This is a genomic window from Pedobacter vanadiisoli, from assembly GCF_042684385.1.
In the GTDB taxonomy this organism is placed as follows: Bacteria; Bacteroidota; Bacteroidia; order Sphingobacteriales; family Sphingobacteriaceae; genus Pedobacter; species Pedobacter vanadiisoli.
Genome location: NZ_JBHULL010000007.1, coordinates 553,148 through 565,568, shown reverse-complemented (window position 1 = coordinate 565,568; position 12,421 = coordinate 553,148). Strand labels below are relative to the sequence as shown.

Below are 12,421 nucleotides of genomic sequence, written 5' to 3'. Positions count from 1 at the left end.
ACGGACCATTTTCTTTCTTGGCACGAGGCACTGCATACACAGATCATTTCTTTGGCGCCGGTTTTCTGTTATAAAATTGATACAGTAATACCCTGTACTTAACCCAAACATAACATTAAATTTATGTTAAAGAAGTTCAGTCAAACTAATATTGGGGTTTAATACAAAACATATTTCATGCTTATGTCTAACAGACGATTTTTCCTGAAAAGTGGTTTGGCTGCTGCAGTAGTGGCCGGTTTATCACCAGTTCTACCTTCATTTGCTGAAGAAAACGGTATTCCAGTCACACCGGGAAAGGGGCCAAAACTTCGTTTTGCCATTGCATCTGACGGTCATTATGGGCAACCTGGAACTGAATATAAGCTTCACCACGATAATATTGTAAAATGGCTTAACCAGGCACATGAACAAAATCCGTTGAATTTTGTCATTATTAACGGCGATCTGGTGCATGACAGGCCTGAATTACTGAAAGAAGTAAAAAAGGATTACTATGACCGTTTAAAGGTTCCTTTTTATGCCGTGCCTGGCAACCATGACCATGCAGACACCCCACTCTGGAAATCGGTTTTTGGTTATGAAGATAATTTTTCTTTCGAAGAAAACGGGGTTGGCTTCGTTTTGGCCAATACTTCAGATACAAAAGGCGCCTATCTGTGCCCGAACAACGATTTTTTAAAGCAGGAACTGGATAAGTTCAAAGATTTAAAAACGGTGTTTGTAGTATTGCATATCCCGCCACATTTCTGGGTACCGGAGAGCCCCTTTGTGGATTGCCCGGATACCATTAAACTTTTGCATAGTTATGCCAATGTAAAGGCTGTATTTCATGGGCACGACCACAGTCTGGATGCCGTTTTTTATACCGATAAACTCCCTCATTTTTTCGATGCACACATAGGCGGAAACTGGGGTACGGCTTATAAAGGTTACAGGATTGTAGAGGTTGATGAAAATGACAAGATTAAAACCTACCAGGTAAATGCAAGTCAATCGCCTTTGTTAAACGAAACCAAATTTTAACAGCTTTTAAGCATTTTAAAATGAAAAAGATATTTTTAGCAGCCGTTTTTGTAGCATTCGTACTCCGTGGTTCCGCTCAGAATCTGGCAACCGTTAGCCCGGTATTAAAAACCGTTAATGATGCTGCACAACCCTTTTTATTTACCTTAAACACCCTTACTGCTGAAAACCCCCGCTGGAATATTCATTACTCTGGTAGTTACGGTGAACGTACCACTGGGCAATTCGGCTATGATGGTTTAGGACAGCAATTTGGTGTTAAGGGTTATTTGGGTAGCCGTTTAACACTCTATGCTACAGCGGCTCTTGGTTTTGCCAATGGCGGGGGCGTTGCCTCTGCAGAGCAGGCCGAGGTTATCCGCGACCTGGTAGGGGGTAAAGGGATTGCAGGTTTTAGGTTGGGGGCAGGTTTGGGTTTAAGTCGCGACTGGTCTAACACCGGATCGGCCATTAGCCGGATTACAGCCTCATTTGATCGTGCCAACTGGCGCATGGCTGGTAATTTACGGTTTGAAAAAGCCTTTAACCGCACACGTGATAAACTCGATTTTATTACCAGTATTGGTTTTCAGCATCGCATTTCAAACGCTTTATACCTGGGTTTCGAAGCGCTTGGGCAGGATTTGGAAGGTTTTTGGGAGAAAGACGAAGCAGAAGGAGGGGCAAAACTGTTAATCGGGCCATCCATTAACCTGGAACCCAATCACAGCAAACTTTCGTTCTCTATTTCAGGCGGACCAGTGTTTTATGCTACACGGAGCCAGGTTACTTCTCCTGCAGCGATACGCGAAATTGGCAACATCGCTTCGGGTAATGGTTACACCGTCAGGGCCTTGGTAAACTTTAATCTTCACCGGTAATTTGTCAAAATCAAAACAATGAAAAAATCATATATTCTTATTCTTTTTACGTTTTTGCTGGTGCAGCAGGGCTTTGCACAATGGCCTGGTAAAAATGAAACTACGCAGCAAATTTTGTTGCCTAATGGCTGGAAATTAAGTCCGGCAGGGCACTCTGTACAGTTAGGCGATTTGCCCTTAAATATGCAACTTAGTGCATCGGGTAAATACCTGGCCGTTACCAATAATGGTCAGAGCACACAATCGCTGCAGCTTATAGATCCTAAAACAGAACAGATTATAGACGAAAAGGTGCTGGCTAAATCGTGGTATGGGATTGCTTTTAGCAAAGATGAAAAACACCTGTACGCATCAGGCGGTAACGATAATTGGATCCTGGATTTTAATATCCATAACAATAAACTAGGTAAAAGCGATACGATTAAATTGGGACCGGTGTGGCCGAAAGGAAAGATATGCCCTGCCGGCATAGTGGTTAATAAAAACAACAGTAAATTATTTACCGTTACCAAAGAAGACAGTGCCCTGTATATCATCGACCCGACGGCTAAAAAGATTTTAAAACGTGTTCAGCTTCCGGCTATTGCATACAGCTGTGCACTGGGCGTTGATGAGCGTAAGTTATATGTTTCACTTTGGGGCGGAAAAGCGGTAGCTGTTGTCGATCTGCAATCAGAAAGCATTATTCAGCAGATTCCTGTTGGCGATCATCCAAATGAACTTTTGCTGAATAAAAAGGGTAATATTCTTTTTGTAGCAAACGCCAATGATAATACGGTTTCTGTAATTAATACGGCTAATAATAAAGTTATCGAAACCATTGCAACTACACTTTACGCTACTCAGTTAACCGGTTCGACCACTAATGGCCTGGCCTTAAGTGCCAATGAGAAAACGTTGTACATTGCCAATGCCGATAACAATTGTCTGGCTGTTTTCGATGTAAGTAAACCTGGGGTTAGCCAGAGCCAGGGTTTTATTCCGGTAGGCTGGTACCCAACCAGTGTTAAGGTTTTAGGTTCGAAGGTGTTGGTTACCAATGGCAAGGGCAATACTTCTATGGCCAACCCAAAAGGACCGCAACCCATTTCTAAAGCAGATAACAGTGGTTACCAAATGGGAAGCACAGCCAACAGCAGGCTGCAATATATTGCAGGCTTGTTTAAAGGTACTTTATCCTTTATTGATGCGCCAAAACCCGAGCAGTTAAAATTATATACCAAGCAGGTTTATGCCAATACACCTTTTACGGATAAGCGTGCAATAACTGCTGATGGTGAAGCCGGAAATCCTATTCCGCGTAAGCAGGGAGAAAAATCGCCCATGAAGCATGTTTTTTACATCATTAAAGAAAACAGGACATACGATCAGGTGCTTGGCGATATGCCAAAAGGTAACGGCGATTCCAGCTTAACGCTTTTTGGCAGAAAGATTACGCCTAACCAGCATGCTCTTGCAGATCATTACGTATTGCTCGATAATTTCTACGTTGATGCGGAAGTGAGTGCCGATGGACACAATTGGAGCATGGCAGCCTATGCAACTGATGTTGTAGAAAAAACATGGCCAACCAGTTATGGTGCACGTGGCGGAAGCACCACCTTTGAAGGTGGTCGCCCTGTTACCTATCCAAAAGGTGGCTTTATATGGGATTACTGTCAGCGGGCAGGAGTAAGTTATCGCAGCTATGGCGAATTTGGCGATTATGGCAAGGCTAATATTAAATCGCTGCAGGGTCATATGTGTGCTGCATCACCAGGTTTTGATATGGATATTAAGGATCAGGTAAGGGTAGATGCCTGGCAGCACGATTTCGATTCGTTACTGGTGGCAGATGCGGTGCCTCAATTTAATACTTTAAGGATATCTAACGACCATACCAGCGGACAAAAAAAAGGTAAATACTCGCCACAGGCTGCGGTTGCCGATAACGATCTGGCTGTTGGCCGTATTCTGGAGCATTTATCGCACAGTAAGATCTGGAAAGAATCGGTTGTTTTTATTTTGGAAGACGATGCACAGAATGGTCCCGATCATGTTGATGCACACCGTTCGCCAGCTTATGTAATTGGCCCTTACGTAAAGAGGAATACAGCTGTTCATACCATGTATTCTACTTCGGGTTTTTTAAGAACAATGGAACTTATTTTAGGTCTGCCACCTATGAGTCAATACGATGCTGCTGCTAAACCTTTATATGAATGTTTTACAGCTACACCAGATTTTACCCCTTATACCGTATTGCAGCCACTTATTGATTTAGATACACGGAATGTGGCTGTTAACGAAAGTAGCAGACGTTCAGAATTCTTCAATTTTGCAAAAGAAGATTCGGCGCCTGATTTAGATCTGAATGAAGTGGTATGGAAATCAGTTAAAGGTGAACAATCAGTAATGCCTGCACCGAAACGAAGTGCATTTGTGATTCTCGAAAAGAAGAAAAAAGACGACGATGATTAACCATCGGTGATGATTTATAGTTAAACAAAAGGCAATTTTCGGTTAGAAAATTGCCTTTTTAATTGATCGCCATTGTGAGGTACAAATCAATCTTACAACAATCAATATACTAAAGCATTAGGATTGCTTCGTGCCTCACAATTGACGAATTTTTTAAGCGATTTATCTTTATAATTTCCAGTCTGGCCTTTCAAAATGGCAGGTATAACCATAGGGGTTTTTCTGTAAATAGTCCTGATGTTCTTCTTCAGCATTCCAGAAAGCTGTTTCGGGTACAACTTCTGTTACAATTTTGCCGGGCCATTTGCCAGAAGCATCCAGTTCGGCAATTAATGCCTGAGCGGTTTCTTTCTGTTCTTCACTATTGTAAAAAATAGCCGAGCGGTAAGAAGTACCGATATCGTTTCCTTGCCTGTTACGTGTTGTAGGATCGTGGATCTGGAAAAAATATTCTAATAATTTACGGTATGATAAAATGGTGGGGTCAAAAGTAATTTCAATGCCTTCAGCGTGCGTTCCATGGTTGCGGTAAGTAGCATTTGGCACATCGCCTCCGGTATATCCAACTACAGTTGAAATTACACCCGGATAATGGCGAATCAATTCTTCTACTCCCCAAAAACAACCGCCAGCAAGAATGGCTTTTTCAATATTCATATGTATCTCCTTTTTCTATTGAATAAAGATACGGCGAAGATGTGTAAAAGGAAAGTAAAGAAGGGGGGATTAGTTTTCAGTTGGCAGTTTCCAAAGCAAATAAATCAGAAAATAATCACTCTAAGTTAGATCCTGAAACAAGTTCAGGAGGACGTATGGAAAGGAGATAGTTTTGATTGTGCGGTTCGCAGTTTTGGCTTGCAGATAGATTAAGAAGCTGTTAGGTAAACTGTATCAATAGTTAAATCTGTACTTAAATCTGTGTGATCTGCGGGAAACCTCTTTCCTGTTTCTCCCGCTGATTTAAGATGATGAACGCGGAATCCAGTTGACAGTAGGAAGTTTTCAGTTAGCAGTTTGCAACTAACAATTTAGCCATCCTACAATTAAACAATCCTGTAAACATTTTACATATGCAGTTAACCGGTTTAAACAATTAACCCATCTTTAAATAACATTCCTCGTAATTTTCCCTTTAATGATATAAAGAGACAGGATATTCTTTTTACTGATTACCGTATCACCTTTAAAATTTGGATTTGAAGAACGAAGGATGAGTTTACTATCATCAGCGTGCTGAAAAATTAATTTGATGGTGCGTAAACTGTTACTGTCTTCATCTGTCATCACCACATAAGCCTCGCCCCACTGTAGAATTTCGTAATTGGTAATTTCTTTTATGGCTATAATTTCGCCGGCGGCATATTGTGGATACATGCTATCGCCATAAACAGGTAAATATGCTGTACAATCGTTAAAAGGGAGGTAATTTACAAGGTACTCTGCCCGTTGTTCTTCTACAATGAGATCTTTCGCATCCGATAGGCTCATATCAAAATAGGGCACACCTTCCTTGCTTTCGCCAACGGCTGGCTTCTTTTTGAAGAAAGGTTCGCCAATTCCATTTTCGAGCCAGGTTAAATTGACGTCGAATTTCATCTCTAGCTTATCTTTAATGGCGTTAGATACATTGATCCTTTCTCTTAAAATATCTGATAAAGAGCCCTGTTTAATATTCAACGCGCTAGCAAAATCTTTTTGGGATCTGAAATCCAACAAATCCATTAATTTTTTTAAGCGCTGATTTTCATTCATAATCTTTATGTTGATAAGTTATACTTAAAAAGTAAAGTTAAACTTATTTTTGTTTGCTAAATTCGTTAGCTAATATAATCATTTAAAAAATATACGCTATGGAAGAAAACCTGAATTTTAAAAAAGAAACGATGGCGTTTATTGGTGCGATTAAAAGTTTTTTTTCAACAAATGGTGTAAGCTATCATTTGAATTTTTTAAAGAACTGGTTAAATCCTCCCAGCAACGAATTCGATTTTTCGCCACAAAAGCATCCTGCTCAGTTGCTTGTTTTTTACGAAAAACTGGTGCCACTTTTCGATTATTCTGATTTAATTTTTAACCACATTGAAACAGATACAGCATTTGTAAAAGCAATTGCGGTTGATGAATGTGGCATGGAACGCGAGATGGTACTGCTTAATTATTGCCCGAAACTATTGAGCAGCGGAGAAATGAAAAATCCAAAACTTACCTTTCTTGATATTTTCTTATTCTTTCAATCAGATACCTATAAGGTGGTTTACAAAGAATGGTTGTTGGCTGCATTGGAAAACAACCTCGATCTGGACTGGGACCAATATATTTTTCCGTTTTATGAGAACACCAAAAAAATGCTGGAAGCCTGCTGGCTCATCCACGAAAGGATAATTACCAGAAATAGTTTTAAAAGCATTGATCGCTATTATCATATGGCCATATTCGAAAGTACATCGCCTTTGGCATTTGAACAGGAATTACTTGATGATCCATTTAAGTCAATTGAATTTTTCTTCAGTTTGGATAACCTTACGGGGCATAAGGCTTATTTAAAAAACTGGTATAAAGCTGCATTGGCCGAAGAGCAGTGTGTGAGCGATGTTGCCGATTATTTTTTTCTATATAACCAGTTTACAAAACTGCTTAACGCGGGTTATTTAATTACGGCCAAAAATCTAACCTACCAAGATGCTCCTTTTAAAGGCTTGCCTGCTGTTACAAATTATGTTGTAAACCACGACAGCAAAGAACTGTGTGAGGTAAATACCCTGGCAGCAGCACATGTAGAAAATCCTTATCTGTTTGCGGAGTCCTTTTTTATTCCCGAAAAAATTAAGCAGCTGCGCTTAGGGCTTTTAGAGTGGCTGTATGCCGCTTTCAGTACCAGGAGTAGTATTAAATTAATGGATAAGGCATTTTTATTTGAGCAGTACGAAGCCATGATGATGATTATGGAAGCCTTTTTTGTGATGATCAGTAACCCTGCGTTAAATGAAAGTGATGAAAGGGACTATTATGCGGAATAAATGTTTAAACCTGGATCATGGGGCACTAAAAGATGAAAGGATAATGCGTTTGTTAAAGGGCATTACAGCTGCGGTACCTGTTCAATATATTTATCTCCATAACAACTTTTTGCTTGGTAAGGCAACACAAGAAATGCTGATTATGGTTCCGTTTAAACAGGTGCGTATTTTAAATGAATTAACGCCAGTATTAAATATTGTATTTAACGGGCATATGGAATTGGGTTATCGCATTTTCCATGTACACGAGGTAGAGCAGGCTTTATTACAAGGGAGTTTATTTTTTTACTACGCCGTTGCTGCCCAAAATTGTTTATTCAGTAAATCCGGAACTTTTTTATTCGGGAGCTCACCTAAACTTATTGCAGACCAGGTAAGCAGCATATACCAGAATGGAATTGATAAGGCCAATAAATTTTTATCGGGTGCAACATTCTATTTTAAACAACAAAATTTTGAATACTGTGCTTTTATGTTGCATCAGGTTTTTGATCTGATGTACCGGGCCATTGAAGTTCTGGTAATGGGAAAGGATAAAAAAACGCACCGTATTAAAGTTCATCAATTATATATTAAGCCTTATGTAAAGCCACTTTCCAAGCTATTTGGTTGTGGTGAGGAAGAAGATAACCTGCTGCATTTGCTTGATGAGGCTTACCTGGCCGTCCGCTATGAAAACAATTACCAGGCCAGCGAACCAGCGCTAGTACGCCTGTTTGAAAAAGCAGATTTATTGTATGTGCTTGCAGAACAGGTTTATCAGTGTGTGATGAACAGGCATTTCAATCAACAGGAGAGCGGAATAGATGTGGGTTAAACATTGCTTATAAACTCACTCGGTGTTTTACCAAAATGCTTTTTAAATTCTGAACTAAAGTATTTACGATCATTAAAACCTACTGAGTAAGCAATTTCTGAGATATTACCAGCTCCCTGTTTAAGCAGCTGTGCAGCCCTTTTAATGCGTATCGATTTAATAAAATCGTTAACCGAAAGATCGGTAAGTGCCCTTATCTTTTTATATAGTACTGGCTGACTCATGCCAATTTCAGTGGCCAGGGTAGGTACATCAAACGCTGTATCGGCAATCCGGTCTTCGATAATCTGAATAATTTTATTTATGAAGTTTTGCTCTGTGGTATTAATTACCATGTTTTTCGGTTCGAGCGTAATTACCTGAGCAAATTTTTGTTTAATGGTTTCGCGTGCACTGAGCAGGTTTTGAACATTCAATTCGAGTATTTTGAGGTTGAATGGCTTCATAATGTAAGCGTCAGCGCCATGTTCGAAGCCATTAATTTGGTGTACATAAGCAGAACGCGCAGTGAGGAGTACCACCGGGATATGACTAGTTCTTTCGTCGGTTTTAAGTTTGCGGCACAGTTCGAGCCCATCCATAACAGGCATCATCACATCGCTTATAATGAGATCGGGAATGATTTCCAGCGCCAGTTCTAGGCCTGTAGCCCCGTTTGCACTTTCATAAATGGTGTAAACATTGCCCAGCGCATTTTTAATAAATGCCCTTACATCTTCATTATCCTCTACCAGTAAAATACTATATTTTTTAGCTGCATGAGATATAACGGCCTCTGTTTCTGTAGCCTGTTGGGGTTCAGTTGCGGCCGGTAGTTCATAATTGGTGGCATCATCATAATACACATAGTCTTTTACAAAATCGGCTGGTTTAAAATGCGTTTTTCCGATTTTTAAGCTCACAGTAAAGCAGGTAGCACCATGTTCATTTTCGCTTTTAGGAGTACTTTTTAAAGTAATTTCGCCATGATGCAGCTCCACAATGCTTTTGGATAAGGATAACCCTAAGCCTGTACCAATGCTGGTTGTTGGGTTGGCCTGATAGAAATTGGTGAACAGGCCATCCTGATCGGCAGGCGAAATTCCTTTACCATTATCGCTTACCATAATATGTATTTGATGATTTTCCTGGTTGATTTTTAAACTGATTTTGCCCCGATCTGGCGTAAATTTAAATGCATTGGAGAGCAGGTTAAACATTACTTTCTCCAGTTGGACTTTATCGAAATAAAGCTCAATAGCCGCGTGTTCGGTTTCAAAGCTGTAATCGATGTTTTTGGAGAAGGCAATGTTCTGGAAAGCCAGGAATATTTCACGGCAGAATTTTACAATATCTCCGGGGCTAACATGCAAGGTCATTTTTCCACTTTCTGCTTTTCTGAAATCGAGTAGTTCGGTTACCAGGTTCATGAGGCGGTAGGCATTATTTTTAATGGGTTGCAGTTCGCGGTTTAATGCTGGATCGTCTTTGGCATTTTCGATCAGTTTATCAAGCGGACCTACAATCAGCGTTAGAGGCGTACGGATTTCATGCGAGATATTGGTGAAAAACTCGAGTTTATGCTCGTTAATTTCCTTCTCCTTTTTTAATACAGCCTTAATCAGCAAATAGCGTATAAACACGAACGATATGGCAATAAAGGCTACCAAATAAAACAAATACGCCCACCACGTACGGTAAAAAGGTGGCAAAATGGTAATGTTAAGGGTACTTATTTTCGGTGTCCACAAACCATCGTTATTGGTCCCTTTTACCATCAGGATATAATGGCCGGGCGAAAGGTTGGTATAGGTGGCAGAAGGTACATCTACATAATTCCAGTTTTTTTCGAAACCGCTGAGTTTATACGCATAATGGCTTTTGTTCGATTTAATGAAATTGAGGACGGTAAAATCAACCGAAAAAACATTCTGATCAGATTCAAAAGTAATGGCCTTTAAGGTACTGATGTTCTGTTTCAGTAAACCATCTTCGCCGTTTAGTGCAACAGGTTTGTTAAAGAGCTTAAGGCCGGTAAAAATTACTGGCGAAGTAGTTTTATTCTCTCTGATCTGGTTGGGGTAAAAACTAATCATACCACTCAGGCTACCAAAGAAAAATTGGCCTTGACTGTCTTTTAAAAACGATCTGTAATTAAACTCATTGCCAGGCAAGCCATCTTTAATGTTATACACTTTAAAGATATGCGATGCCGGATTGTATTTACACAGCCCTTTATCGGTGGTAATCCAAAGGTTTTGAAAATCATCTTCCAGAATGCCCATAATGGTGTTGCTTGGCAGACCATCAACTGAATTTATCCACGTACATTGGTGCTTTTCGGGATTCAGTTTAAATAAACCGTTCCTAATGGTGCCAATTAACAGGTAACCAGCCTTATCTTCGGTAATGCAACTGATTTCGTTGTACTTTAAAATTTCAGGATTGGCAGCCACGCGGTTTACAAATTTAGCTGCACCGTTTTTTAATTGGAAAAGCCCTGCATTGGTAGCCACCCACAAGGTTCGTTTGCTGTCTTCGAAAATGTAAAGGACAGCATCGGTAAGGCCGTTTACCCGGTTTCGGCTAAATTTACCCGTTTGTGTATTAAAGCTGTTTAAGCCACCATTGGTGCCTACCCAAAAACGGCCGAAACTGTCTTCAAAAACAACCGTAAGCTCATCGTTGCTTAGTGAAGAAGTATCGTTTTTGCGACTGGTATACCGCACAAAACTTTTGGTATCAGGGTTAAAAAGGTTTAGTCCGCCATAATGTGTACCAATCCATACTCTGTTGTTTTTATCGCGGATAACCGATTTTACCAGGTTGGCACTTAGGCTTGAAGGATTATTGGGGTTGTTTTTGTAGCGGGTAAAAGTATTACTTTTCCTATCGTAATAATTAATGCCTTCACCTTCAGTGGCAATCCATAGGTTCCGGTACTGATCTTCCATTATTGAACTCACTACATTGCTGCTCAGGCCATTTGGGGTTGCAGTGCTGCGATAAACCTTAAAAGGCGTATAATTGGGATAAACCATATTAATGGCGCCATAATAAGTGCCCACCCAGATAATACCCTGACGGTCCTGAAAAATATCGTAAACCGAATTCTGGCTTAAGCTGGCTGGGTTTCCGGGCTCATTCTGTAAAATACTGAAACTTTGGGTTGCCGGGTTATAGATGTTGATGCCGTGCAGGGTGCCAATCCAAAGTTTACCTTCCTGATCGAGCATGATTTTACGTACATTATTGCTGCTGATGCCCTGGGGATTAAGGCTCGAATATTTATAGTTGGTAATACTTTCAGTACTTAAGTTGAGCTTACTTACGCCAGTTTGTTTAGTGCCAAGCCAAAGGTTGTTTTCGCGATCTTCTACCATCGTGGTGATATGGTTATCAATGGCCTTGGCAAGCTCATCACTATAGGCCGTAAAATGCTTATAAATAATCCTGTTCCCGTTAAAGCGCATATTCATTAAGCCATTGCTGGTACTTAGCCACAAGACGTCATTGTGGTCTTCGGTAATGGTATAAATTTGTAAACGCTGTTTTTTCTGGTATAAAAAACGTTTAAAACGATAGCGATTGGTATCGGTTAATAAATTTAATCCGTTTGCCGTGCCTACCCAAAGCCTGTTTTTTTTATCCTGATAAATGCAGTTAATGACGGAGTTGCTTAGGCTGGAGGGCAGGCTATCATGGTGCTGGTAACGGTCAAAATTATCGTCCTTTTCATTGTATTTATTCAACCCATTTTGGGCACCGATTAACAAAGCTCCGTTTTTAAGCGATATGATAGAGGAGATATAAGCAGATGTACTTATACTTTTTTTATTGCCTTTTTCATTATTGTAGATTTTAAAAGTTTGAGAATCGTACTTGTTGAGCCCAAAACGGGTTCCGAACCAGAGAAATCCCCTGGCATCCTGGGCAATTGACAGTACCGAGCTTTGCGAAAGTCCGTTCTCTACATTAAGGTGTTTAAAAGCGTACTGATCTTGTGCTTTGCCTGCTATAACGAAGAGTGTAAATATAAAGAGGAGCAGGGCTTTCATGTTCACAAAATACAGGATGGTTAGCTTATTGGTATTAAATGTACAACTCTATTTTTATTATTAAAATCAAATTGGCTTAGCGCCGGCAATTTTAACACTTTATCTGCTTATAGCCTTGCATTAGCAGCTCTTTTAGCTGTTTTTTAGAATTTTACACCCATTTGTTTAGGATTTTACCCCCTTGTTTTTTTTGCTTCTGAATAG

Annotated in this window: 8 protein-coding genes; 5 read left to right on the top strand and 3 right to left on the bottom strand. The window is 40.1% G+C overall.

Translation table 11 applies throughout. The annotated features are described in order from the left end of the window. Nucleotides 1-183 precede the first annotated feature (183 nt). The 3 genes from ACFSR6_RS08150 to ACFSR6_RS08140 are packed head-to-tail and all read left to right on the top strand — an operon-like array spanning nucleotide 184 to nucleotide 4,346. Nucleotides 184-1,026: a metallophosphoesterase family protein gene (locus tag ACFSR6_RS08150; protein ID WP_379077425.1), complete on the top strand. Its 843-nt coding sequence runs from the start codon at nucleotides 184-186 to the stop codon at nucleotides 1,024-1,026. Between the two features lie 20 nt (nucleotides 1,027-1,046). Next, complete coding sequence (locus ACFSR6_RS08145; protein ID WP_379077422.1) at nucleotides 1,047-1,886, top strand: hypothetical protein; 840 nt, start codon at nucleotides 1,047-1,049, stop codon at nucleotides 1,884-1,886. 18 nt (nucleotides 1,887-1,904) lie between these two features. Beyond that, nucleotides 1,905-4,346 carry a bifunctional YncE family protein/alkaline phosphatase family protein gene (locus tag ACFSR6_RS08140; RefSeq protein WP_379077419.1) on the top strand — a complete coding sequence of 814 codons (2,442 nt, stop codon included), beginning with the start codon at nucleotides 1,905-1,907 and terminating at the stop codon, nucleotides 4,344-4,346. Nucleotides 4,347-4,514: 168 nt separating this feature from the next. Here ACFSR6_RS08140 and msrA read toward each other — a convergent pair whose 3' ends face one another. Together msrA and ACFSR6_RS08130 are read right to left on the bottom strand one after the other, a co-directional pair. Then, nucleotides 4,515-5,003 (bottom strand): peptide-methionine (S)-S-oxide reductase MsrA, encoded by a 489-nt coding sequence (gene msrA, locus ACFSR6_RS08135; protein ID WP_379077416.1) that lies wholly within the window; start codon nucleotides 5,001-5,003, stop codon nucleotides 4,515-4,517. Between the two features lie 447 nt (nucleotides 5,004-5,450). Beyond that, the gene (locus ACFSR6_RS08130) at nucleotides 5,451-6,098 is read right to left on the bottom strand and encodes a LexA family transcriptional regulator (RefSeq protein WP_379077413.1); all 648 of its coding nucleotides are present in this window, start codon (nucleotides 6,096-6,098) and stop codon (nucleotides 5,451-5,453) included. Between the two features lie 98 nt (nucleotides 6,099-6,196). Here ACFSR6_RS08130 and ACFSR6_RS08125 point away from each other — a divergent pair, with 98 nt between their 5' ends. Together ACFSR6_RS08125 and ACFSR6_RS08120 are read left to right on the top strand one after the other, a co-directional pair. Beyond that, a complete protein-coding gene (locus ACFSR6_RS08125; protein WP_379077410.1) occupies nucleotides 6,197-7,363 on the top strand; it encodes a hypothetical protein in 1,167 nt (388 codons plus the stop codon). After that, nucleotides 7,338-8,180, top strand: a complete 843-nt coding sequence (locus ACFSR6_RS08120; RefSeq protein ID WP_379077407.1) for a HEPN domain-containing protein — start codon at nucleotides 7,338-7,340, stop codon at nucleotides 8,178-8,180. The genes ACFSR6_RS08125 and ACFSR6_RS08120 overlap by 26 nt, the downstream gene beginning before the upstream one ends. On the opposite strand, the gene ACFSR6_RS08115 is transcribed toward ACFSR6_RS08120, so the two are convergent. After that, nucleotides 8,177-12,217 (bottom strand): hybrid sensor histidine kinase/response regulator transcription factor, encoded by a 4,041-nt coding sequence (locus tag ACFSR6_RS08115; protein WP_379077405.1) that lies wholly within the window; start codon nucleotides 12,215-12,217, stop codon nucleotides 8,177-8,179. The two genes, ACFSR6_RS08120 and ACFSR6_RS08115, sit on opposite strands and share 4 nt — an antisense overlap. Between the last annotated feature and the right edge of the window lie 204 nt (nucleotides 12,218-12,421).

What these genes read in the sequence shown, in the direction of transcription:
- msrA (WP_379077416.1), bottom strand. Translation starts at nt 5,003, where the DNA reads ATGAATATTGAAAAAGCCATTCTTGCTGGCGGTTGTTTTTGGGGAGTA.
- ACFSR6_RS08125 (WP_379077410.1), top strand. Translation starts at nt 6,197, where the DNA reads ATGGAAGAAAACCTGAATTTTAAAAAAGAAACGATGGCGTTTATTGGT.
- ACFSR6_RS08150 (WP_379077425.1), top strand. Translation starts at nt 184, where the DNA reads ATGTCTAACAGACGATTTTTCCTGAAAAGTGGTTTGGCTGCTGCAGTA.
- ACFSR6_RS08120 (WP_379077407.1), top strand. Translation starts at nt 7,338, where the DNA reads ATGAAAGGGACTATTATGCGGAATAAATGTTTAAACCTGGATCATGGG.
- ACFSR6_RS08130 (WP_379077413.1), bottom strand. Translation starts at nt 6,098, where the DNA reads ATGAATGAAAATCAGCGCTTAAAAAAATTAATGGATTTGTTGGATTTC.
- ACFSR6_RS08140 (WP_379077419.1), top strand. Translation starts at nt 1,905, where the DNA reads ATGAAAAAATCATATATTCTTATTCTTTTTACGTTTTTGCTGGTGCAG.
- ACFSR6_RS08115 (WP_379077405.1), bottom strand. Translation starts at nt 12,217, where the DNA reads ATGAAAGCCCTGCTCCTCTTTATATTTACACTCTTCGTTATAGCAGGC.
- ACFSR6_RS08145 (WP_379077422.1), top strand. Translation starts at nt 1,047, where the DNA reads ATGAAAAAGATATTTTTAGCAGCCGTTTTTGTAGCATTCGTACTCCGT.